Annotated in this window: 23 protein-coding genes and 2 tRNA genes; 16 read left to right on the forward strand and 9 right to left on the reverse strand. The window is 68.9% G+C overall.

All coding sequences use genetic code 11. The features are described from left to right. Positions 1-29 precede the first annotated feature (29 nt). Positions 30-464, forward strand: coding sequence for a hypothetical protein (locus tag RIB45_RS12710; RefSeq protein ID WP_350050687.1), 435 nt, complete (start codon positions 30-32; stop codon positions 462-464). 3 nt (positions 465-467) lie between these two features. Here the strand turns inward: RIB45_RS12710 and RIB45_RS12715 are convergent, their stop codons facing one another. Continuing rightward, positions 468-986: a Panacea domain-containing protein gene (locus RIB45_RS12715; protein WP_350050688.1), complete on the reverse strand. Its 519-nt coding sequence runs from the start codon at positions 984-986 to the stop codon at positions 468-470. A gap of 188 nt (positions 987-1174) precedes the next feature. On the opposite strand from RIB45_RS12715, the gene RIB45_RS12720 reads away from it, so the two are divergent. From RIB45_RS12720 to RIB45_RS12785, 14 genes are all read left to right on the forward strand, one after another. Next, positions 1175-2014, forward strand: coding sequence for an SRPBCC family protein (locus RIB45_RS12720; RefSeq protein WP_350050689.1), 840 nt, complete (start codon positions 1175-1177; stop codon positions 2012-2014). Between the two features lie 111 nt (positions 2015-2125). After that, on the forward strand, positions 2126-3877 hold the full coding sequence (locus tag RIB45_RS12725) for a cation:proton antiporter (RefSeq protein ID WP_350050690.1): 1752 nt from the start codon (positions 2126-2128) through the stop codon (positions 3875-3877). Then, the gene (locus RIB45_RS12730) at positions 3874-4869 is read left to right on the forward strand and encodes a universal stress protein (RefSeq protein WP_350050692.1); all 996 of its coding nucleotides are present in this window, start codon (positions 3874-3876) and stop codon (positions 4867-4869) included. The genes RIB45_RS12725 and RIB45_RS12730 overlap by 4 nt, the downstream gene beginning before the upstream one ends. Before the next feature lie 174 nt (positions 4870-5043). Next, positions 5044-5529 (forward strand): (2Fe-2S)-binding protein, encoded by a 486-nt coding sequence (locus RIB45_RS12735; protein ID WP_350050693.1) that lies wholly within the window; start codon positions 5044-5046, stop codon positions 5527-5529. 171 nt (positions 5530-5700) lie between these two features. Then, the gene (locus RIB45_RS12740; protein ID WP_350050694.1) at positions 5701-8076 is read left to right on the forward strand and encodes a xanthine dehydrogenase family protein molybdopterin-binding subunit; all 2376 of its coding nucleotides are present in this window, start codon (positions 5701-5703) and stop codon (positions 8074-8076) included. Positions 8077-8102: 26 nt separating this feature from the next. Further along, positions 8103-8894 carry an FAD binding domain-containing protein gene (locus tag RIB45_RS12745; RefSeq protein WP_350050695.1) on the forward strand — a complete coding sequence of 264 codons (792 nt, stop codon included), beginning with the start codon at positions 8103-8105 and terminating at the stop codon, positions 8892-8894. 145 nt (positions 8895-9039) lie between these two features. Beyond that, entirely contained in the window at positions 9040-11568 is a 2529-nt protein-coding gene (locus RIB45_RS12750) for an intermembrane phospholipid transport protein YdbH family protein (protein WP_502882576.1), read from the forward strand. Positions 11569-11598: 30 nt separating this feature from the next. Next, the gene (locus RIB45_RS12755) at positions 11599-11811 is read left to right on the forward strand and encodes a YnbE family lipoprotein (protein ID WP_350050698.1); all 213 of its coding nucleotides are present in this window, start codon (positions 11599-11601) and stop codon (positions 11809-11811) included. Continuing rightward, positions 11786-12187, forward strand: coding sequence for a YdbL family probable chaperone protein (locus RIB45_RS12760; RefSeq protein ID WP_350050699.1), 402 nt, complete (start codon positions 11786-11788; stop codon positions 12185-12187). Before RIB45_RS12755 ends, RIB45_RS12760 begins: the two co-directional genes overlap by 26 nt. Before the next feature lie 109 nt (positions 12188-12296). Then, positions 12297-13211, forward strand: a complete 915-nt coding sequence (locus tag RIB45_RS12765; protein WP_350050700.1) for an AAA family ATPase — start codon at positions 12297-12299, stop codon at positions 13209-13211. Positions 13212-13231: 20 nt separating this feature from the next. Next, complete coding sequence (locus RIB45_RS12770) at positions 13232-14497, forward strand: vWA domain-containing protein (protein ID WP_350050701.1); 1266 nt, start codon at positions 13232-13234, stop codon at positions 14495-14497. Positions 14498-14558: 61 nt separating this feature from the next. Next, positions 14559-14882 (forward strand): XdhC family protein, encoded by a 324-nt coding sequence (locus RIB45_RS12775; RefSeq protein ID WP_350050702.1) that lies wholly within the window; start codon positions 14559-14561, stop codon positions 14880-14882. Further along, a complete protein-coding gene (locus RIB45_RS12780) occupies positions 14879-15586 on the forward strand; it encodes an XdhC family protein (protein ID WP_350050703.1) in 708 nt (235 codons plus the stop codon). The genes RIB45_RS12775 and RIB45_RS12780 overlap by 4 nt, the downstream gene beginning before the upstream one ends. 7 nt (positions 15587-15593) lie before the next feature. Next, entirely contained in the window at positions 15594-17222 is a 1629-nt protein-coding gene (locus RIB45_RS12785) for an NTP transferase domain-containing protein (RefSeq protein WP_350050704.1), read from the forward strand. Positions 17223-17262: 40 nt separating this feature from the next. Here the strand turns inward: RIB45_RS12785 and RIB45_RS12790 are convergent, their stop codons facing one another. From RIB45_RS12790 to RIB45_RS12810, 5 genes are all read right to left on the reverse strand, one after another. Next, positions 17263-18465: a peptidoglycan-binding protein gene (locus tag RIB45_RS12790; protein WP_350050705.1), complete on the reverse strand. Its 1203-nt coding sequence runs from the start codon at positions 18463-18465 to the stop codon at positions 17263-17265. Positions 18466-18595: 130 nt separating this feature from the next. Continuing rightward, on the reverse strand, positions 18596-18805 hold the full coding sequence (locus RIB45_RS12795; RefSeq protein WP_350050706.1) for a cold-shock protein: 210 nt from the start codon (positions 18803-18805) through the stop codon (positions 18596-18598). Between the two features lie 250 nt (positions 18806-19055). Beyond that, positions 19056-19547 carry a PAS domain-containing protein gene (locus RIB45_RS12800; RefSeq protein WP_350050707.1) on the reverse strand — a complete coding sequence of 164 codons (492 nt, stop codon included), beginning with the start codon at positions 19545-19547 and terminating at the stop codon, positions 19056-19058. Between the two features lie 100 nt (positions 19548-19647). After that, positions 19648-19724, reverse strand: a tRNA-Arg gene (locus RIB45_RS12805). Between the two features lie 33 nt (positions 19725-19757). Further along, positions 19758-20063, reverse strand: a complete 306-nt coding sequence (locus tag RIB45_RS12810) for an ETC complex I subunit (protein ID WP_350050708.1) — start codon at positions 20061-20063, stop codon at positions 19758-19760. 204 nt (positions 20064-20267) lie between these two features. Here RIB45_RS12810 and RIB45_RS12815 point away from each other — a divergent pair, with 204 nt between their 5' ends. Beyond that, positions 20268-20474 carry a hypothetical protein gene (locus tag RIB45_RS12815; RefSeq protein WP_350050709.1) on the forward strand — a complete coding sequence of 69 codons (207 nt, stop codon included), beginning with the start codon at positions 20268-20270 and terminating at the stop codon, positions 20472-20474. 118 nt (positions 20475-20592) lie between these two features. Here the strand turns inward: RIB45_RS12815 and RIB45_RS12820 are convergent. The 3 genes from RIB45_RS12820 to RIB45_RS12830 all read right to left on the reverse strand — a co-directional run bounded on the left by RIB45_RS12820 (position 20593) and on the right by RIB45_RS12830 (position 23320). Further along, positions 20593-20669: transfer RNA gene (locus RIB45_RS12820), tRNA-Pro, on the reverse strand. 64 nt (positions 20670-20733) lie between these two features. After that, entirely contained in the window at positions 20734-21717 is a 984-nt protein-coding gene (locus tag RIB45_RS12825) for an NADPH:quinone oxidoreductase family protein (protein WP_350050710.1), read from the reverse strand. 31 nt (positions 21718-21748) lie between these two features. Further along, positions 21749-23320 carry a class I adenylate-forming enzyme family protein gene (locus RIB45_RS12830; RefSeq protein ID WP_350050711.1) on the reverse strand — a complete coding sequence of 524 codons (1572 nt, stop codon included), beginning with the start codon at positions 23318-23320 and terminating at the stop codon, positions 21749-21751. Positions 23321-23325 lie beyond the last annotated feature (5 nt).

Consider the following 23325-nt stretch of genomic DNA (forward strand, 5'->3'; position numbering starts at 1 on the left):
CGCCCCACCCCTCACGCACGACGGCCGCGATGCACCGCACGGAGATCGACAACGAGCGCGGCCTTATCCTGCGCTATTGGCGTCAACGCTTGACGGCGAGCGAAGCGGTGGACTCCATCCGCCAGACCGCCTACGCCGCCGATCCGCAGCGGATCTACAAGGAGATCGTCTTCTTCGACGCCTCGTTTGCGGAGGTCGATCCGCCGACGATCAGGGTTATCCTCGATCAAATCGACGAGATCGGCGTCGACCGACGGCTCGTCCGCTCGCATATCTGCTTTGTCTCGAACGAGCCGCACAATGCGCCGCTGCTGAAGTTTTGGCTTGAGTTGCGCGACTACGGCGCCGTCGGGACGGCGGCCGCCGCCTTCCTCGACCTCGACGAGGCGGCGCGATGGCTCGATATCGATCCGCATTGGCTGGGCGCACGGCTCGGCGCCATGGCGCCGAGAGGCGCGCGTTGAGGCTTAACGGATGCGCCGCATCGCAGGTTTGGCGCTCGGCGTCCATTTCTTCAGCGCTCGCCCGTCGCCGGCCCGCACCATCTGATCCCCTGTCGGCAGATCGGTGAAATCTCGCACGATCGCCTCGAATGGGATCACCGTTCCGGCCCCTTTCCGCCAAGCGTCGCGATAGCACCGCTGTTGGGTGATCTTCTTCGTCAGATAGTCCGGCGAATGATGACTGTAGCGCCGCCACATGCGGACCAGATGGTTCTCCGCCACCTGATCGATCGGTCTGGCGGGAATCGGGGGGCGGGAATCCTCGAACAGGTGGAAGACCGTCGGCTCGATCGGACCGGTCTCGTCCGCGACGAAGACGGCGGGCATCAACATGCGGCCGTGGTTCATCGCCGCATAGCCGCCCTGCTGCAACCAAAGCAGCCGCTGCAGCTTCTGAGCCGGCAAATAGACGTCGTCGCGCCTGCTCTGATCGAAAAGCCAAAGCGCCACGTCGAGCGTCGAAGGAATCGCAGGCGTCGTCATCGCATCCGTTCGTCGGCGTCGCCGGCGCCCGCTTGTGGGGCGCGCGGCGCGCGGTTAGTCTGAGTCCGAAAGACCATCCTACCGCACGGTCGGCCGGATGCAGCATCAATGCCAGACTCGCGCGCCGCGTGGAAGCGCCCGCTCGGGTCCGCCGGATCGCAGCGAGCGACAGCAGGGAGAGCCGCCCCATGGACATGCACGGTGAACACCGCATTCCCGCCCCGCGCCAGACGGTGTGGGAGGCGCTGAACGAGCCGGACGTCCTGAAGGCCTGCATCCCGGGCTGCGAATCCCTGGACAAGAACGAGGCGGGCGACGGCTTCGACGCGAAGGTAAAGGCCAAAGTCGGCCCGGTTAAGGCGACCTTCTCGGGCTCGGTAAAGCTTGAAAACGTGAACCCGCCCGAAAGCTACACCATCGCCGGCGAAGGCAAAGGCGGCGCAGCCGGGTTCGCAAAAGGCTCGGCCGACGTGCAGCTTGCGGAAGACGGCGACGAGACGATCCTGAGCTATCAGGTCAAGGCGCAGGTCGGCGGCAAATTGGCCCAATTGGGGGCGCGGCTGATCGACTCGACGGCCAAGAAATACGCCAACGACTTCTTTTCCAACTTCGCCGAAATCGCCGCCGAGCGCGCCGGAAAGACGCCGCCCTCCCAGCAGGAAGAGAGCGCCCAGCCGGATAAGCCGGCCCCGGAGGAGATTCAAGACGCCGCGGAGGCGGCCGCCCCGTCGGCCGCGGCCGGCGCCCCGCCCCCCTCTCCCGGTGCGGAACCTGCGCCGACCCCGCGGGAGCGAGAACCCGAGCAGTCTGAACCCGCCGCTGCGAGCGAAAAGACGTCGGCGGAGGTGGACGACGGCATGAAGGAGGCCGAGCGGGATCCGACCCGCGCGGCGATCGATGCGGTCGAGAGGGCGAAACAATCCCGCAAGGGCGGTCTCAGCGGCATGAGTTGGGTCATGTTGGTGATCGTGGCGGTGCTGATTCTGCTGGCGCTGTTTTCCGGCCTGTCGGGCGGTGAAGGCGGGTGAGGCGGACGGCGAAAACGTTGCGAAAGAATCGCACCGGCGCTTGAAACGCCGCCCCCGGCCCCGATGTAACATAGTGTTCGGCCCGAGGTTCGGGGACTTGTCGGGGGCGTGATGGCCGAGACCATCCAGGGCTACATCTTCTACGAGATCGCGGCGCTGCTGGTGCTGTCGGCCGGAATCGGCTTCGTCGGCCTGCTGCTGCGCCAGCCGCTGATCGTCAGCTTCATCGCCGTCGGCGTCATCGCGGGTCCCTCCGTCCTCGACATCGCCCATTCGGACGAGCAGATCGACCTGCTGGCGGAGCTGGGCGTCGCCGTGCTGCTGTTCCTGGTCGGCCTTAAGCTCGACCTCAATCTGGTCCGATCGCTCGGTAAAGTCGCGCTTTTGACCGGCCTGGGCCAGGTGGTCTTCACCACGTTCTTCGGCTTCCTGATCGGCCTCGGCCTGGGATTCAGCCCGATCGAGAGCCTCTATGTCGCGGTTGCGCTGACCTTCTCCTCCACCATCATCATCGTGAAGCTGCTCTCCGACAAACGGGAGATCGACAGTCTCCACGGGCGCGTCGCGCTGGGCTTCCTGATCGTCCAGGATCTGGTCGTCGTCTTCGCGATGATCGTGCTCTCCGCCGTGGGCGCAGGCGGCGGCGGAGAGGGCGGCGGCGGCCTGTTCGACGCATTGGCCGTTTTCGGCTACGGCGCGCTGATGCTGGCGGGCGTGCTGCTGTTCATCCGATACGCCGCCACGCCGCTGGTGGAGCGGCTGGCCAAGGCGCCGGAACTCCTCGTCTCCTTCGCCATCGGCTGGGCGGCGCTGCTGGCGGCGGCCGGCCATTATCTCGGTTTCGGCAAGGAATTGGGCGGATTGCTGGCCGGCGTCTCGCTCGCCTCCACTCCCTTCCGCGAGGCGATCGCGGCCCGGCTCGCCAGCCTGCGGGACTTCTTGCTGCTGTTCTTCTTCATCGCCCTCGGCTCCGCGCTCGACCTCTCGATCCTGGGCGCGAGCGTCGGGGCCGCATTGGTCTTCGCGCTGTTCGTGCTGATCGGCAACCCGCTGATCGTGGTCGCCATCATGGGCTGGATGGGCTATCGCAAACGCACCGGCTTTCTGGCCGGGCTGACGGTGGCGCAGATCAGCGAGTTCTCCTTGATCTTCACCGCGATGGGCGTCTCGCTCGGCCATCTCGACGACGAAATCCTGGGGCTCATCACGCTTGTCGGCCTCATCACGATCGCGGCCTCGACCTACATGATCACCTATTCGCACGCGCTCTACCGCCTGATGGAGCCCGCCTTGCGCCCGTTCGAACGGGGCCAGGAGGCGCTTCGCGCCGAAGAGCGTGAAGGAGCGGGACGCAGCGGTCGGCACGACGCGGTGGTGCTCGGTCTCGGGCGGTACGGCTTCGCCATCGCGCAGGCGCTGCGCGAACGGGGCTTCACGGTGCTGGGCGTCGACTTCAACCCGATGGCCGCGCGCGCCGCGCGCGAGCGGGGACTGGAGGTGCTGTTCGGCGACGCCACCGACCCTGAATTCCTCGCCCATCTGCCGTTAGACGGCGTGCAGTGGGCCGTCGCCGCCCTGCCGGAGCACGCGACCGGCCTGATGCATGACGATCCGCGCCGCGCCTTCGTACGCTCTTTGCGCGGACAAGGTTTCGCCGGCCGGATCGGCGTCGCCGCCCACGCCGACGTCTCGAGCGAGGAGCTGCTGGCGGCCGGCGCGGACCTCGTCTTCCGCCCTTTCCATGACGCCGCCGAACGCGCCGCCGAGCGCGTGCTGGCCCACGGCGACGCGCAAGAGCCGTCGGAGAGCGTCTCAGTCGACCTCGTCGACGATCCCAGCGGACAGAAGGAGCTGTCATCATGACCGCCGCCCCGCATGTCTTTCGCAGGATCCTTGCGGTCTTGGACGGCGAGGAGGGCGCGGAAGCGCAGGATCGCGCGACCGTCGCGGCCGCGCGCCGCCTGGCGCAGCGCACGGGCGCCGCGCTCCGGCTTTTGAGCGTCGTGGAACCGCCGCGCGATTTGGCCGCCTTGGCCCAATTGGCCGGCGTCAGCGAGACCGAAGCCGAGGCGCGGCTGATCGACACGCGTCGTAAGACGCTTTCCGCGCGCGCCGAGGGTCCGAGCGCCGACGACGTCGCCGTGCGCGCCGGCAAGATCTTCTTGGAGGTCATCCGCGAGGCGATCGACTGGGACGCCGATCTGGTCGTCAAGGCGGCCGAACGCTCGCCAGGGCTTATCGGCGGCCTGTTCGCCAGCACCGATCAGCATCTGTTGCGCAAGTGCCCCTGCCCCGTTTGGCTGACCGGCCCGGGGCAAGGCGCCGCCGGCGCGGGCGAGCCGCTGCGCGTGGTCGCCGCCGCGGTCGACGTCGAGGCCGCCGGCGACAAGGACGCGGCCGAGCGGATGGACGGCCTGAACCGCCGCATCGTGGAGACCGCCGCCGCCGTCGCCGCCGCCGACGGCGCGACGTTGCATCTGATCCACGCTTGGGAGGCCCCGGCGGAAGGGCTGGTGCGCCGGTTCGCGCCGAAGGACGTCGACGTGATCGCCTATTCCGACGGCGTGGAGCGCCAGCATCGGCGCAGCCTGACCGCCCTGCGCCGCACGGCGGAGGCCCATCAAGGCTTGGCCCGCATCACCAACGACCTGTTGCGCGGCCCCGCGCGGCGGGTGGTGCCGGCCCACGCCCTGGAAATCGGCGCGGACCTGCTGGTGATGGGCACGATCGCGCGCACCGGCGTGCCCGGATTCATCATCGGCAACACCGCCGAAGACATTCTGAACAGCGTGCGCTGCGCGGTTCTGACCGTGAAGCCGCCGGGCTATCGCAGCCCGGTCGCCGACGCGGGCTAGAAGATCGCGGGCGCGCCTGCCCCACCCCTTTCCCGGTTAGGGTTGACCGCCATTCAGCCCGGTCTCAAACTGCACAGCGAAAGGCGGCCGTGAGAGCCCGCCGACGGAAAGAGACCGCCGTTCGCCGACGCTGCGGACGACGGCCCCACAGAGCGACAGGGAGGACCATCCGCGATGCCCAACGTCTCCATGACGGTGAACGGCAAACAGGTCTCGGGAGAGGTGGAGGGCCGCACGCTGCTCTCCACCTTCATCCGCGAGACGCTGGACCTTACCGGCACCCATATCGGCTGCGACACCAGCCAGTGCGGCGCCTGCGTGATCCACGTGAACGGACAGTCGGTCAAAAGCTGCTCCATGCTGGCGCTCCAAGCGGACGGCGCCGACGTCACCACCATCGAAGGCCTCGCGGCCGGCGATCAGATGCATCCGATGCAGGAGGCCTTTCGCGACTGCCACGGTCTGCAGTGCGGTTTCTGCACGCCCGGCATGGTGATGAGCGCGGTGGACCTGTTGCAGCACAATCCGGACCCGACTGATCACGAGATCCGCGAATGGCTGGAGGGCAACATCTGCCGCTGCACCGGCTATCACAACATCGTCAAGGCGGTGAAGCAGGCCGCCGGCGCGATGAAGGGTCAGGCGGCCGCGGCGGAGTGATCCGCGCGCGTCGAACCGCCGCCGAGCCGGGCGCCGCGCCCCCGTCCAAGAACACAGCGAGCCTCGTCCAAGAGGCCGTGCGCGCCGCCCGGGATAGAAACGATCGTCCCGCACGATTCCAATCGTGGATTTCCTATCGTGGAACCGGGACTTCTAGGGAGGCATGAGGCCATGAGTGCAACCGGGATCGGGGCGTCCGTAAAGCGCAAGGAAGACAAGCGCTTCCTGACGGGCCAAGGCAATTACACCCACGACATCGACCGTCCGAACCAGACCTACGCCTACATTCTGCGCAGCCCGATGGCGCATGCGACCATCAAATCGGTCGGCGTCGACGCCGCCAAGGGCGCGCCGGGCGTCGTCGCGGTCTTCACCGGCGCCGACATGGCGGAGATCGGCGGCATCCCCTGCGGGTGGGGCGTCAACAACAAGGACGGCTCGCCGATGAACGAGCCGAAGCATCCCGTCCTGGCCGAGGGCAAGGTTCGCCACGTCGGCGACCCGATCGCCGTCGTCATCGCCGAGACCTACGAGCAGGCGAAGGACGCGGCCGAGATGATCGAGCTCGACCTTGAGGAATTGCCGGCCGTGATCGACATGGAGAAGGCGATCTCCGGATCCGGCGCGCTGGTGCATGACGACGCGCCCGACAACCTCTGCTACGACTGGGAATTGGGCGACGAGGCAGAAGTCGACGCGGAGTTCAAGAACGCCGCGCACGTCGTCTCGATCGACGTCACCAACAACCGTCTGATCCCGAACGCGATGGAGCCGCGCGCGGCGATCGGCGAATTCGACAAGGCGACCGGCGAATACACGCTCTACACCACCAGCCAGAACCCGCACGTCATCCGCCTTCTTATGGGCGCCTTCGTGCTCAGCCTGCCGGAGCACAAGCTGCGCGTGGTGGCGCCGGACGTGGGCGGCGGCTTCGGCTCAAAGATCTACCATTACGCCGAAGAGGCGATCGTCACCTGGGCGGCGCCGCGCGTCGGCCGGCCGATCAAGTGGGTCGCGGAGCGCTCGGAAGCCTTCATGTCCGACGCCCACGGACGCGACCACATCACCCACGCGGACCTCGCCCTCGACGCGGAGGGCAAGTTCCTCGGCCTCAAGGTCTACACCAAGGCGAATATGGGCGCCTATCTCTCGACCTTCTCCACCTGCGTGCCGACCTATCTGCACGCCACCCTGCTGGCGGGCGTCTACACCACGCCGAAGATCTATTCGGAGGTGAAGGCGATCTTCACCAACACGGTCCCGGTCGACGCCTATCGCGGGGCCGGCCGTCCCGAGGCGACCTATCTGCTGGAGCGTCTCGTCAGCAAGGCCGCTTGGGAGCTGGGCATCGATCAGGTCGAAATCCGGCGCAAGAACTTCATCCCCAAGGACGCCTTCCCCTATCAGACGCCGGTCGCGCTGCAGTACGATTCGGGCGACTACGAAGCCTCGCTCGACGCCGCGCTGAAGCTCGCCGACTATGACGGCTTCCCCGCCCGCAAGGAGGAGGCGGCCAAGCGGGGCAAGCTGCGCGGCATCGGCTTCTCCACCTATGTGGAGGCCTGCGGCATCGCGCCGTCGGCGGTCGTCGGCTCGCTCGGCGCGCGCGCCGGGCTGTTCGAAAGCGCCAACGTGCGGGTGCACCCGACCGGCTCGGTCTCGATCTTCACCGGCTCCCACAGCCACGGTCAGGGGCACGAGACCACCTTCGCGCAGCTCGTCTCCGAGACGTTGGGCATCCCGATCGACAACGTGGACATCGTGCACGGCGACACCAACAAGGTGGCGTTCGGCATGGGCACCTACGGCTCGCGCTCGCTCGCCGTCGGCGGCGAGGCGATCATGAAGGCGCTCGGCAAGGTGACCGACAAGGCGAAGAAGATCGCCGCCCACATCCTGGAGGCGTCCGAGGCCGACATCGAGTTCAAGGACGGCAAGTTCACCGTCGCCGGCACCGACAAGGAGATGGCGTTCGGCGAGATCGCGCTGGCCGCCTACGTGCCCCACAACTTCCCGCACGATCAGCTGGAGCCCGGGCTGGAGGAGCAAGCCTTCTACGACCCGATGAACTTCACCTATCCGGGCGGCTGCCACATTTGCGAGGTCGAGATCGACCCGGACACCGGGGTCGTCGAGGTCGTCGGCATGACCGCGGTCGACGATGTGGGCCGGGTCATCAACCCGATGATCGTCGAGGGGCAGATTCACGGCGGCCTCGCTCAGGGCATCGGGCAAGCGCTGCTTGAAACCTGCGTCTACGACGAGGACGGCCAGCTCGTCACCGGCTCCTACATGGACTACTGCATGCCGCGGGCCGACAATCTGCCCGACTTCAAGGCGGCCACGACCGAGACGCTGTGCGCGCACAATTCGCTCGGCGTCAAAGGCTGCGGCGAGGTCGGGGCGATCGGCAGCCCGCCGTCCGTGATCAACGCGGTGCTGGACGCGCTGCGCGATCGCGGCGTCACCGACATCTCGATGCCGGCCACCCCGCAGAAGGTCTGGCAGGCCCTGCGCGCGGCCGAAATGCCCGCCGCAGCCGAATAAGCCCGATCCGAGGAGAGGACGATCCCATGCACAATTTCGAATACCACAAGCCCTCCTCCGTCGATGAGGCCGTGAAGGCCCTCGGCGCGGGCGAGGACCCCACCCTGGTCGCGGGCGGCATGACGCTGATCCCGACCATGAAACAGCGCCTGGCCGCGCCGAGCGATCTGGTCGATCTCTCGGGCGTGGCGGAGCTGGTCGGCGTTTCCGACGAGGGCGACCACGTGAAGATCGGGGCCATGACGACGCACGCCGCCGTCGCCGCTTCGTCGGACGTCCCCCCGTCGCTGGCCGCGCTGGCCGGGAATATCGGCGACGCGCAGGTGCGCAATCGCGGGACGATCGGCGGCTCGGTCGCGAACAACGACCCGACCGCCTGCTATCCGTCCGCTTGCCTGGCGCTGGGGGCGACGATCGTCACCACCCAGCGCGAGATCCCGGCCGACGACTTCTTCACCGGCATGTTCGAGACCGCGCTGGAGGAGGGCGAGATCATCACCGCCGTCAAGTTCCCCAAGCCGGAGGCGGGGAACTATCAGAAGTTCGAGAACCCGGCCTCGCGCTACGCGCTGGTCGGCGTTTTCGTGGCCAAGACCAAGGAGGGCGTGCGCGTGGCTGTCACCGGCGCCGGCCAGGACGGCGTCTTCCGGGCGAACGACATCGAGCAGGCGCTCTCCTCCAACTTCTCGCCGGACGCGGTCGACAGTTCCTCAATCCCGGTCGACAGCCTCAACGGCGACATCCACGCCAGCGCGGAGTACCGCCAGCACCTGATCGGGGTGATGGCGCGCCGCGCAGTCGCGGCGATCAACGGCTGACGCCGGCGACGCCCGCGGGAGGCTGACGATCGACGACCGGCGCGATAGCGACGCACCGCCGCAGACAGGACGGCGCCGATCCCGCATCGGCGCCGTTCTCGTTTGGGGGGCCGTCGTCCCGCTGCTCGGGATCGGCGCGGTCGCGCTGGCGGCGTGGCAGGCCCGCCTGCCGCTCGCCAACGCCTACGGCCCCGATCTCGCGTCCCGCGCGCTCGGCCAGGAGTTGCGGTTCGAGGTCGCCGCGCTCAGCCTCGACGGCGCCGTCCTGGAGGGCCTTGAGATCGGCGACGACGGCCCGCGCGCCCGTCGGGTCGAAGCGACCTTCGACCTGCTGGCGCAACGGATCCAGACGCTGACGATCGAGGGCCTGCAGGCCGCCGTCGTCCAAGGATCCGACGGGACGCCGATCGTGCGCGGCCTCACCCTGCCCCAGGCGGGCGGGACCGGGCCTGCGGATGTCGAGACCCCGCCGTCCCTGCCCGTCACAGATCTCACCCTCGCCGACCTCATCGTGACGGTGGAGACGCCCGCCGGTCCGCACCGGCTCGAGGGGAGTGCGAGTTTGCGCGGCCCCCGCCCTGACGAGGGCCAAGGCCTCTTCCCCCTGGCGCTGGAGATCGCCCTGCAGGACGCCGCCGGCGGGGGGCGCGTCGATCTCGCCCTCGCTGTCGACGCGGACGGAATCGCGGCGACCGGCGCCGCGGACCTGGCGCTCGCCGCGTGGGCGCCGCTGATCCCCGGACTGCAGGACGCGACCGGCCGTCTGAGCGCGACGCTCGACCTCAACGGACCGCCGGCGGACGCGGTCCCGGCCACGTTGCGGGAGGCGCTGGCCCGCGTCGCGGGCTTGGTCGAGCTGACCCCGCAAGCGGTCAGACTGACGCTGCCGTCGATCGGCGCCGTCACCCTCTCCGACGCGCCGGTGACCGTCCGGGCCGGCGACGGCGGCCTGTCGCTGGCGCTGCCCGGCGCGTTCGAGGCCGCGCTGGCCGCGCCGCCGCCCGCCCTTCACGCGGCGTTGCGCGCCGGCGCGCCCGCCGCGGCGCGCGCGCCGCTGCGCCTTAGGCCGGCGACCCCCACGGACCTCACACTGAACCTCCACCCGCATGACGGGGGATGGGAAATCGCGGCGACCGAGTATGTTCACCTCGTGAACGGTCCGATTTCCGCGACAATCCGACCACACGCCGTCATCGACGCGGACGGCGGGATGACGCTGCCGATCGCCGCGGGGACGCGGCTTGAGATCGACCCGACCGCCCTCGCGCAAGGCGCGCGCCTGCGCCGGCCGGCGGCCTTTACGGTGCGCGACGACGGGCGCATCACGCTTCCGGCGGACGGCGCGGTCACCGCCGATCTCGCGCTCGCTCTGCGCGACCTCGCATTGACCTTGCCGGACGGTGAGATGGTCGACCTCTTCCTGCCGGACCTGCGCCCGCGGATCGCGGGCGCGGGCGTCTCCCTCGCCTTCACCGGGGCGGCGCTTCACTGGGCCGACGCCGACCTGACGGCCACGCAGATGGAGGGGTGGATCGAAGGACGCGCGGGCGGACCCTACACCCTTTCGCTTAACGCGCCGGAAATCGTTCAGGCGGGCGCGCCGCTCCTCTCAGGCGCGAGCGCGTTCGACGGCGCGCTCAGCCCCGACGGCGCCGGCGGGTGGCGCGTCGAGGGGACGCTTTCCAAGGCTGACGGACAGATCGAGACGACGCTTTCCGCCGCCTTGCTGTCTGACGGCGCGCCGCGCCTCGCCTTCGAGACCGCGCCGATCCGCTACCGGCCGGACGGCCTGCAGCCCGGCGCGCTATCGCCGCTGGTGGAAGGCCTGTTCCAGGAGGCTGAGGGCGCGCTGTCCCTGACAGGCGACGCGCGGCTGACGCCAGACGGCCTCGCCGGCCGCGCCGAGGTGCGTCTCGACGCCCTCGGCTTTCGCTCAGGCCTCGCGCGCGTGCAGGCCTTGAGCGGGGTCGTCGCCTTCGATCTCGCCCGTGCGCCGGCGACAGAAGACGGCCAGCGCCTGTCCGCGCGCATCGCGGTCGCCGGGCTGCCGGCGGCCCGCTTCGCGCTCACCTTCGCCCTCGACAGTCAGGCCCGGCTTCTGATCGACCGGCTCGCGGTGGAGACGTTGGGCGGCGAGATCGTCGTGCGCGAAGCCAGCTTCGACCCGCTCGACGACAGCTTCTTCGGATGGGTGGATCTGAGCGGCCTGTCGCTGGATCAGGCGCTGGCCTCCTTGGACGTCGAAGGCCTCGACGGGGACGGCGCGCTCTCCGGGACATTCCCGTTGACCGTCGAGGCGGCCAAGGACGGCGGTCCGCCGCGCGTCACCGTTGCAAGCGGTCGCGTGGCGGCCGAAGGCCCCGGCGTGTTGCGGATCGACAACGCAGCCGTCAACGACTATCTCGGCGGGCGAAACCAGGCGGTCGACATGATGGTGGAGGCCCTGAAGGACTTCCGCTACGACAGGCTCTCGGCCGACCTCGACATCCGGCCCGACGGCGCGGGCGAACTGAAACTGTCGATCTTCGGCCGCAATCCGGCCGTATTGCAGGGCCAGCCTTTCGACCTGAACATCGCGGTCGAGACGGATTTCGCCAAACTCTTCGAAACGCTGGCGGACGCTTTTTCGACCACGGACACGCTTTTGGAGCGGCTCGCGCAACGCGCCCGTTGACGCGGTCGGTCCAGGGGATAGTCTGACGCCATGACGCTCGACGCCCTTTTTCCGTTCCAGCTCGCGCGGTTCGCCGTCGTCGGGGCGCTCGCGGCCCTCGCCGCCGCCTGCACGCCCACCGTGGCCGTGGAGGCGCCGAAGGAGCCGATCACCATCAATCTCAACGTGAAGCTCGACGCCGACGTGCGGCTGCGCGTCGAGGAGCAGGCTGAGGACGATGTCGAAACCAAGCCGATTTTCTAGCCGACGGGTCTTTAACGCCCGACGCGGCCTTCTCGCCGCGCTGCTCGCCGCGCCCGTCCTCGCCCTGCCCGTACTGGCGTTGATCGGGGCGGCGCCGGCGGCCGCCTCGCCCCTCGACGGCCCGCGCGACGCCGGCGTCGTGGGCGAACGCTATGACGGCCTGGCCGTGGTTCGCGACGAAGGCCGGGCCGACGCGCAGGTCCGCGGCCTCGTCGCCGACATCAACCGCCAGCGCCGCGCCTATTACGAAGAACAGGCGGCGGCCCAGAACGCGCCCGTCCCGGCGATCGCCGCGATCTACGCCGAGACGATCTTCGAAAAGGCGCCGTCCGGTTGGTGGTTTCTGCGCCAGGACGGGCGCTGGGTTCAAAAATAGGCCCTCGTCCGCCGCGCGTCGCCCTGGTTGAGCGCCGGCCCCCGTAGGCTATATCGTGCCGGACGGTTCGCCCCCTCGAGATCCAAGAAACCGCGCACGAGGAAACCCCATGCCCCCCATCCCGAAAGACGTCGACGCGACGGAAGCCCTGTTGCGCGACGGACGCTACGTCGCCGACCGATCGCTCGCGACCGCGCTGCACCTTGCGCTCGCCATGGGCCGGCCCTTGTTTTTGGAAGGCGAGGCCGGCGTCGGCAAAACGGAAATCGCCAAGGTCCTCTCGATTACCCTGGAGCGCCCGCTGATCCGTCTGCAGTGTTATGAGGGCCTCGACGTCTCCTCCGCCGTCTATGAGTGGAACTATCCCCGCCAAATGGTGGAGATCCGGCTGGCCGAAGCCGCTGGCGACCGGGGCCGGGAGCAGTTGGAAAGCGACCTCTTCTCCGAGCGCTTCCTGATCAAGCGCCCGATCCTGACGGCGCTGGAGTCGACCGGCGGCGCGGCGCCGATCCTGCTGATCGACGAGTTGGATCGCACGGACGAGCCGTTCGAGGCCTTCTTGCTGGAGGTGCTCTCCGACTTCCAGGTAACGGTGCCGGAATTGGGGACGATCAAGGCGCAGGAGCCGCCGATCGTCATCCTGACCTCCAACCGCACGCGTGAGATCCACGACGCCATCAAGCGGCGCTGCTTCTACTATTGGGTCGACTATCCCAACGCCGAACGGGAGCTGGAAATCCTGCGGGTGAAGGCGCCCAACGCGCCGGAGGAGCTTTCCCGCCAAATCGTCGCCTTCGTGCAGAAGATCCGCACGCTCGACCTGTTCAAGCTGCCGGGCGTCGCGGAGACCATCGATTGGGCGCAGGCGCTGACGCAATTGGACCGTCTGGCGCTCGACCCGGACACGATCAACGACACGTTGGGCGCGTTGCTGAAGTATCAGGACGACATTCAGAAACTCCAAGGCTCGGAGGCCGCCAAAATCCTGGACGAGGTGAAGCGCGACCTGGCCGGCGCCGCCTGAGCGAGCGAGAGCCTGTTCCAATGGCCGAGAAAGCCGAGGCCCCCGCGCCCAACCTGATCCTGGCCGAAGCCGACGGCGGCCGGCTGGCCGAGAACATCATGCATTTCGGCCGCGTGCTGCGCGCCGCCGGCCTACCGGTCGGCCCGGGCAAGGTGTTGGATGCGATCGACGCGGTCGCGACCGTGGGCGTCGACAGCCGCAAGGATTTCTATTGGACGCTTCATGCGGTCTTCGTGAACAAGCGCGACCAGCGTCTGATCTTCGACCAGGCCTTCCACTTCTTCTGGCGCAACCCCAACCTTCTGGAGCGCATGATGGGCATGATGCTGCCCGCCATGCGCGGCGAGGAGGCGGAAGAGGACAAGCCTGAAATGGCCGCGCGGCTTGCGGAGGCCCTTGCCGGTCAGAACGATCAGGACGGCGCGCAGGCGCAGGACGAGGACGAGGAGGAGGTCGAGTTCGACGCCGCGCTCTCCGTCTCCGCTCAGGAGGTCTTGGCGGAGAAGGATTTTGAAAAGATGACGACGGCGGAGCTCGATCAGGCCCGCCAAGCGATCAAGCGCATGCGCCTGCCGATCAAGCCGGTGAAGACCCGCCGCTTCCGCGCCGACCCGAACGGGCGGCGCGCCGATTTGCGCGCCACCTTGCGCGCGTCCGCCCGGCAGGGCGGCGACATGATCCACCTGAAGCGCCGCAGCCGAAAGCGTGAGAACCCGCCCCTGGTGGTCTTATGCGACATCTCCGGCTCGATGGATCGCTACGCGCGGATGATCCTGCATTTCCTGCACGCGCTGACGAACGATCGCGACCGGGTTCACAGCTTTCTGTTCGGCACGCGGCTCACCAACATCACGCGCCATCTGCGCGCGCGCGACCCGGATCAGGCGATCGACAAGGTCGCGGCCACAGTTGAAGATTGGGCCGGCGGCACGCGCATCGGCGAGACGCTGCACCGTTTCAACGCCGACTGGTCGCGCCGGGTGCTGAGCCAGGGGCCGGTGGTGCTGCTGATCACCGACGGGCTCGACCGTGACGGGGCGGTGGGCCTCGAGAAGGAGATTGAGCGGCTGCACAAAAGCTGCCGCCGCCTTATCTGGCTCAATCCGCTGCTGCGCTACGACGGATACGCGCCCAAGACCGCCGGCGCCCGCGCGATGATTCCGCATGTCGACGAGTTCCGCCCGGTGCACAATCTGGACAGTCTGGCCAAGCTGGCGGAGACTCTGAGCGCCAGCGACATGGCCGCCAAGGCCGAGATGGCGCGGTGGCGGGAACTAGCGGCGTGAGCCCTGTTTTCTCTCTCCTTCAGAAGAGACCGGGGCCATCTTCAGACGAGGACGCGAGGCGATGATCACCGACGATGACATTCTCCGCCAAGCCGCCCGCTGGGCCGATGCGGGCAAGAAAGTGGCGCTCGCCACCGTGGTGCAGACCTGGGGCTCCTCGCCCCGGCCCGTGGGCAGCCAGCTTGTGGTGAACGAGGACGCCGCCTTCGAAGGCTCCGTCTCCGGCGGCTGCATCGAAGGCGCGGTCGTGACCGAAGCGCTGGACGTCATGGAGACGGGCGACCCGAAGTTGATGGAGTTCGGCGTCTCCGACGCGATGGCGTGGGAGGTGGGCCTCGCCTGCGGCGGCGAGGTGAAGGTCTATGTGGAGAGACTTGAGCCATGAAGCGCCAGCTGCTGGACGCCCTCAACCGCGCGCGCGACGAAAAGCGCAGCACCGCCCTGATTACCCGCCTGGACGACGGCGATCAGGCGTTGCTGGTCGACGGCGAGATCGCCGACGGCGGCCTGATCGCGCCCGCCGACGTGCTGGACGCCGCCGAGGCCGCGCTCCGCGTTGACAAGGGCCGCACGGTCGACGCCGGCGACGGCCGCTCCTACTTCGTCCAAATCTTCAACCCGCCGCTTCGGCTCTTGTGCGTCGGCGCGGTGCACATCGCCCAGGCGCTGGCCCCGATCGCCGACGCCGCAGGCTATGACGTGACGATCGTCGACCCGCGCGGCGCCTGGGGCAGCGAAGAGCGTTTTCCCGGCGTCGCCGTCGACGACCGGTGGCCGGACGAGGCGCTGGAGGCGCTCGCCCCAGACCGACGGACGGCGATCTGCGCGCTCACGCACGACCCCAAGCTGGACGATCCGGCGCTGGTGCGCGCGCTGCGCTCGGACGCCTTCTACGTCGGGGCGCTAGGCAGCAAGAAGACCCACGCCAAGCGGGTCGACCGGTTGACCGAAGCCGGCTTGACCGAGGCCGAGATCGCGCGGATCGCCGCGCCGATAGGCCTCGACATCGGGGCGGTCTCCCCCGCCGAGATCGCGATCTCCGTAATGGCGCAGATCACGTTGGCGCTGCGCGGCGCAAAAGGGCGTTGAGACGGCGATGCGGTTCGGTCCCACCCCCCTCGACCAGGCTGAAGGCGCGATCCTGGCGCACAGCCAGACAGTCGGCGGGAAGCGCTTCAAGAAAGGTCGTCGCCTCTCGGCAGACGATGTGGCCGCGCTGCAGGCCGACGGCCGCACGGAGGTGACGGCCGCGCGACTGGACGCCGACGACGTCCACGAGGACGAGGCCGCCGGGCGTATCGCGCGCGCCGGCTGCGGCGCCAATCTGAGCGCGGCGGAACCCTTCACCGGCCGCGCCAATCTGATCGTGAAGTCGAGCGGCGTGCTGGTCTTCGACCGGGCGCGCCTAGACGCCGTCAATCTGATCCACGAGGCGGTGACGGTCGCGGCGCTTCCCGCTTTCGAACGGGTGCAGGCGAAACAGATGGCCGCCACCGTCAAGATCATCCCCTTCGCCGCCCCGGATTGGGCTGTCGAGGAGGCGGAGCGCTTGGCCGCCGACGGCGGTCCGCTGATGCGCGTGGCCCCGCTGGTCGAGAAGCGCGCCGCCCTGATCCAGACGCACCTGCCCGAGACCAAGGCGAGCGTCCTGGACAAGACCGTCCCCATCATGACGCAACGGCTGCACTCGCTCGGCAGCCTGTTGGAGAGCGAGACGCGCTGCGCGCATGACATTCAGGCGCTGGCCGGCGAACTGGACGCCGCCGCCCGGCGCGCCGACATCGTGATCGCCGTCGGCGCCTCCGCCATCGTCGACCGCGGTGACGTGATCCCGGCTGCGATCGAGGCGGCGGGCGGCTCGGTCGAACATTTCGGCATGCCGGTCGATCCGGGCAATCTGCTGCTGCTGGGTCGCCTCCATGACACGCCGGTGATCGGCGCGCCGGGCTGCGTGCGCAGCCCGAAGCCGAACGGCTTCGACTGGGTGCTGACGCGGCTGTGCGCCGACGTCCGCGTCTGCCGCGAGGACGTCATGCGGATGGGCGACGGCGGCTTGTTGAAGGAAATCCCGTCGCGCCCGCAACCGCGGGCGGACGAAAAGCCCGCCGCGGCCGAAGGTCCGAAGCGGGCGCCGAAAATCGCCGGTCTGCTGCTGGCCGCCGGACAGTCGCGCCGCATGGGCGCCGAGAACAAGCTGCTGGCCGACGTCGCCGGCAAGCCGATGGCGGCGCACGCGGCGGAGGCGCTCGCCGCCTCGTCGGTCGACGGCCTGACGATCGTCACCGGCGCGGAGCCGCAACGCCTGCGCGCCGCGATCCAGCCGTGCGAGGCCGAGTACGTGCACAATCCCGATTACGCCGATGGATTGAGCGCCAGCCTGAAGCGCGGCGTCGCGGCGCTGCCCGACGATGTCGACGGCGTCGTCGTCTGCCTCGCCGACATGCCGGGCGTCACGGCGACGACGATCGACCGCCTGATCTCCGCCTTCGATCCGGCCGAAGGACGCGCCATCTGCGTGCCCACCTATCGCGGCAAGCGGGGGAATCCGGTGCTGTTCGCAAGGCGCTTCTTCGCGGAAATGCAGGATCTGGCCGGCGACGCCGGCGCCAAAGTCCTGATCGGCGCGTACGAGGACTTGGCGGTCGAGGTCGAGATGGAGGACGCCGGCGTCCTGACCGACATCGATACGCCGGACGCGCTGGCGCGCTACCGCGCGGGCGGGTGACGGCCGCTTTCAACGGCCTGGATCAGCAGGACGCCTCCCCTCACCGTCCCGCCTCGGCCGACCCGTCCGTCTCGCGGCGCAAGGCGGCGAGCGTCCGAGGCCCGAGGACGCCGTCGGGCGCGAGGCCGACAGAGCGCTGGAAATCCTTGAGCGCCGCCGTCGTCATCGGACCCAAGGCGCCGTCGACGGGCCCCGGGTCGAAGCCGGCGCCGTGCAGCGCCCATTGGACGAAGGTGACGCTGGGCGGATCGTCGTGAACGCCGCCCGCGCTTGGTGCGGCTGCGAAGCGCTCGGCGAAGGCGAGGCCCTGCTCGCGAGCCGGGCCGTCGAGGCGCGCCGCCAGATCCGCGCGCATGGCCTCTGCGGCCTCCACCTCGTTGCGCGCCGCCAGGGTCAGCCAGCCGTAGGCCCGGGTCCAGTCGCGCGGCAGAGCCTCTCCAACAATCCTGTAAAGGCCGATCATGTATTGCGCGGTCGGCACGCCCTGGGCGGCCGCCTTGGCGTACCAGCGCGCGGCCCAGGCCGCGTTCGCCGGCCCCCCGCGCCCTTCGCTGACGGCAACCCCGGCGGCGTACTGCGCCTGCGGGTGACCCGCCTCGGCCGCGCGCTCCAGTAAGGCGAGGCCGCGCGGCGGATCGGCGCTGACGGCGCCGCCCTGCATCAGCATCAGGCCGAACTGATATTCCGCCTCGGGCACGCCGGCCGCGGCCGCCCGGTCGAACCGGCGCGCCGCCTCGATCCGGTCGCGCGGACGGCCGTAGCCGAAATAGGCGGCCCGCGCCGCCATCGCCTCCGCGCGCATATGGCCCTGGTCGGCGGCGGCCAGGAACAGCCGGTTGGCCTCGGACAGGTTCTGCGGGACGCCGCGCCCGTCCCCGTAGGCGCGACCCAAGGCGTATTGCGCCTCGGCGTCGCCGGCCTGCGCCAACCGCTCCAAGTCGGCGATGGCGCGGGCGCGCGCGCCGTCGCTCTGCGCGTGCGCCAAGGCGCTGGCGGCCTGCAGGCCGGGGCCTTCGGCTGCGGCTGCAGGCGCGTTGCGCCCGCCGCCGTCGTCGGACGGCTCCCGGGGTCGGGCGCCGGCGCTCGCCTCCTGATCCGCGGGCCATAAGGGAAGCGCCGCCGGGAGGCCTTCGAAGGTTCGGACGAACCGCCGATCCGCCTCCTCGAGCACGCCTTCGATCTGCGCGCAACCGACCGTCAAAACAGCCGCCGCGGCCGTGGCCGCCCACCGCGAAACGCGCATCGCCCCTCCCGCATCAAGTGCACCGCGTATCGCGACTTTAGCCGGATTCCGCGCAAGAAAAAGGCCCGCGCCGAGCATGCGGCGCGGGCCTTCCTGGTCTCTCGTCTCTCCGGGCGGAGAGAAAAGCGGCTTAGCCGACGACCTTCAGGTTCTCAGCGGCGTACTTGCCGTTACGGCCCTGGACGAGCTCGTACTCGACCTTCTGGCCGTCATTCAGCGAGTTGAGGCCCGCGCGCTCGACGGCGGAGATGTGAACGAACGCATCCGCGCCGCCCGCATCCGGCTGAATGAACCCATAGCCCTTGGTCGGGTTGAACCACTTAACGGTGCCAGCTTCCATAGCTTTTCGTGCCTTCTCTTCGAGTCTGTGTCCGCCGCGCGCAACGCGCACGCGGCGGTGTCGGGACGCCTAAACCTCAGGGTCGTCCTCGATAGATCTCGACGAGTACCAGGGTGGAGCCGTTGACACGGAAACGTCGGTCGTACAACGCGGCGCTATTTTTCGGGCCGCGACCGACGTTCGGTCCTAACGCGCCCCTTTTACGCGAGAAATCGCTGGCGCGAAAGGGAAATCTTAAGGCCCATATCGCTTATCCGAGGTGCAGGGCGAAGTCGTCCTTACCGTAATCCGCGCTGCGAACGCCCGCCTCTAAGGCGAAGAAGCAGCCCAGAATGCGGTTGACCGGCGCCGTGGAGCGATCCGGCGCCGCCGCGTCGAAGAGCGGCGCGAAACCGCACTCGATGACACGGGTCACGCGTTTGGTCGGAAGATGCACCCGCCGGCGCATGACGGCCGCTCGCCGTTCGGCGACGACCTGGTCGTAGGCCGCCGTCACCCGCGCCGAATCGCCGCCGTGCGAGACTTGACGCAGGTCGAGACCCCGCAGGTCCCGGCCGAACACGTCGCGCACCTGCGCGCCCGCCAAACGAACGATCAGCCCCCCGTCCTGGCGCACCTCGAGGAGATACAGGTTCTCCCACAGGTCCGGGGGAACAGTGAGCACGTCGAACGGCGCCGTCTGCGAGACATGCGCAAAAAAGCTCTCAAACGCCTGCGCATGCTTGAAAGAGGAGAAATCCATCATCGCCGCCCCCGCCCGTCGGCCCTGCACTCACGGCCGGTCCAGTACGGCACATTACCGCGCCGCCCGACGCTGTCCAGGGCGCACGAAAGGCGGCGGATGGCGACCCCGGCAGGACTCGAACCTGCAACCTGACGCTTAGAAGGCGCCTGCTCTATCCGGTTGAGCTACGGGGCCGACGCGGGCCGCCGCCCTCGCTCGCCGCGCTCCTCAATGCGTCCAGGGGCGCACGCGGTCATAAGCGAAATTGGCGGCGTAGGATTTGGGGCGAATCGTGCGCGCCTTCGGCTTTTCGACCGTGTAGGTGTAGCCGTGCTTCTGGGCGTAGGCGATCGCCTCTTCCTCGGAATGAAAACGCAGTTTCACCTGCTTGCGGGTGTCCCGAGAGCCGGACCAGCCCATCAGCGGATCCGGTCTGCCGCCGTCCGCGGGCTCGAACTCAAGGACCCAGTCCTTGGTTTTGGCGCGGCCCGACTGCATCGCGGTCTTGGCGGGTTTGTAGATCCTGACTTCCATGGCGCGCGACCCCTGAAGTGCCCTGAGCGAATAGCATGCGTCGTCTGTTTAGCGCGCCTTGCCGCGCCTGAAAAGACGCGCGGTTCCGTCGCACCGCCCTGTCGGGGCCTTTAAATGGGCCCTTGCTTGCGTTATGTTTCGGCTATCGAAAGACTGACGGTCGACGTTAGGGGGCGGCCGCGACGTGAAGGATGACGGACCGCCATGCTTGCCGATTGCGCCAGGATCGCCGACGCGGGCGAGGACCTGATCGAAGAAGCCCTGCTCGAAGGGGCTACGCAAGAACTCAGCCGCCTCATGCAATGCGCCATTACGGACGGCTGCCAACACGCCGTCGCCTGTCGCGATCGCATCGACGGGCTGCTGCAGTTGGTCCAGCACGCCATGCGCGAGGAGACGGAAGCGCGCTGACTCCAGCCGCTTTTCGGTCAAAATCCAGCGCCGCGGCCCGTCAGGCGCGCGGCTCGCGCCCCCGTGAGCGACTGGGGGCCCGCGTCTCCTTGACCAGAGAGTTTAGGGACGATGGAGATGGTCGGGGCGGCTGGATTCGAACCAACGGCCTCCTGCTCCCAAAGCAGGCGCTCCACCAGGCTGAGCTACGCCCCGACTGAGGCGAAGCATTAGCGAGGCCGGGGGCGGCGATCAACCGGAATGGCGCCGACGCGGCCCCTCATCCTTTCGCGAGGTCGACCACCAGCTTGCCGAGCGCCTGGCGGGCGGCCAGCTTGCGAAGCGCGTCGGACGCGGTCTCCAGCGTGAAGGTCTCGGAGATCAAGGGCTTGATCGCCCCCGTCTCCGCCCAGCCGAACAAGCGGTCGAAATTCGCGCGGTTTGCGTCCGGCTCGCGCTTTACGAAATCGCCCCAGAAGACGCCGACGACGGCGCAGCCTTTCAGCAGAGTCAGATTGGCCGGGATCTTCGGAATCTCGCCGGCGGCGAAGCCCACAATCAGGTGACGGCCGCGCCAGCCGGTCGCGCGCAACGCCTGCTCCGTCAGCTCGCCCCCGACCGGGTCGAAGACGACGTCGACGCCCTTGCCGCCCGTCAGGTCCTTGACCGCGTCTTTCAGGCCGGTCTCTGCGTAGTTGACGCCCTCGTCCGCGCCGGCCTCTGCGGCGACGGCGAGCTTGTCGGCGCTGCTCGCCGCCGCGATGACGCGCGCGCCCAATCGCTTGCCGATCTCCACCGCCGCCAGGCCGACGCCGCCGGCCGCGCCCAGAACCAGCAGCGTCTCGCCCGCCTGCAGATCGGCGCGCTGGACCAGCGCATGCATGGCCGTGCCGTAGGTCATGGAAAAGCCCGCGGCGACGCGCGGGTCCATCGAGGGCGGGCGCTTGAGCAGCTGCGCGGCCGGGACCGCGATCTCCTCCGCAAAGCCGCCCCAGATGGTGATCGCGATGACGGCGTCGCCGACGGCGACGTCCTCGACCCCCTCTCCCAACTCGACCACGATCCCGCTGATTTCGCCGCCGGGACTGAAAGGCGGCTCGGGCTTGAACTGGTATTTGCCCGCGACGATCAACGTGTCGGGGAAGTTGACGCCGCAGGCCTCGACCTGCACGCGCACCTCGCCCGGTTTGAGCGCGGGGCTCGGCGTCTCGTCCACGACGAGCGCGTCGATCCCGCCGTAATCCTTGCAGAGCAGAGCGCGCATGGGGCGTCTCCTTTTCTCGACGAATGAGGCGTCAGGCGTGCGGCGCGACCCGCGCGCGCAGCTCGCGTTTCATCAGTTTGCCGTTCGGGTTGCGCGGCAAGGGCTCCGCCGAGAGCGTGAAGCCTTCGGGGATTTTGTAGTCGGCGAGCTGCTCCGCGCAGAAGGCGCGCAACGCCTCTTCGTCGATCGCGGCGCCGGCTTTGGGGTGGATGAAGGCGTGCACGCGCTCGCCCAGCACGGGGTCGGCCTGGGGGACGACAGCGACTTCAGCGACGTCCGGATGATAGGCCAGCACGTTCTCCACTTCGGCCGAGAAAATCTTGTAGCCGCCGCGGTTGATCATGTCCTTCAGACGGTCGAAGACCTTGAGATAGCCCTCGGCGTCCATCGATCCGACGTCGCCCGAGCGCCAGTAGCCGCCGACAAAGCTCTCGGCCGTCCTCTCCGGCTTGTTCCAATAGCCGGGGACGACCATCGGCCCGCCGATCCAGACCTCGCCGGTCTCGCCGGGCGGAACCTCCCGGCCGTCCGCATCCATGATCCGGACGTCGCCGCAGGGCACGGCGCGGCCGACGCTGTCGGCGCGATCCCGCACGCCGAGCGGCGTCATGGTCGCGGGCGACGTGACCTCCGTCGAGCCGTAGGCGTTCAGCAACTGCAGATCGGGCAGCTTTTCCGCCAGCCGTCGGATCGTGCTTTCCGGCATCGGCGCGCCGCCGAAGCCGCCGATCCGCCAGCGCGACAGGTCGTAGTCGCCGAGTTCGGCGCGCAGCAGGCAGAGATTGTACATCGCCGGGACCATCAGCGTGTGCGTCATCCGCTCGCGCGCGGCGAGATCCAGAAAACCCGCCACGTCGAATTTCGGCAAAATCAACAGCGCGCCGCCGACCGACAGGATCGCGAAGAGATTGGCGACCAAGCCGGTCACATGCGTCGCCGGCACCGCGAGCACGCTTCGGTCGGCGGCGGTCATCTCGAAGCAGACCTCGAAATGCTTGGCCGAATGAACGATGTTGAGGTGGGTCAGCATCGCCCCTTTCGGGTCGCCCGTGGTGCCGGACGTGTAGAGAATGACGGCCGCATCGTCCTCCCCCAGCGGCGGCGGCTCGAAGGCGGCCGGATCGGCCTCCTCCAGCGCGGCGAAGGCGTCTTCGTCCGTGGCGATGACATGCGACAGAGCGGCGAACGCCCCCTTCTCCGGCGCCGCCTCGGCCAAATCAGGGGTGTGGATCAGCGCCGCCGCGCCGCAGTCGTCCAGGATGTAGGCAAGCTCGCGGCGAGAGGCCCGAACGCTGACGGGCGCGGCGATCATCCCGGCCCGGACGATCCCCATCAGGCAGGCGACGAAGCGCCGCTCATTGCCGATCAGAAGCGCGACGCGGTCGCCGGTCTTCAAGCCCTGCGCCTGAAGCCCGGCCGCGATGCGCGTCGCGAGGTCGTCGAGCGTCCGGTGGCTGAGACGCACATCGCCGTCCACCACGGCGTCGCCGTCAGGGTTGGCGGCGGCGGCCGCGCGCAGCATGGCGTCGGCGTTCGCCGCGCGATCCGCGAAGCAGCGGATCACGCGCCCGAAATGCGCCTCATGCCGGATGCCCTCAGCCACCTGCG

The sequence above is a fragment of the Marivibrio sp. genome (assembly GCF_040218065.1).
Taxonomy (GTDB): domain Bacteria; phylum Pseudomonadota; class Alphaproteobacteria; order UBA8366; family Aestuariispiraceae; genus Marivibrio.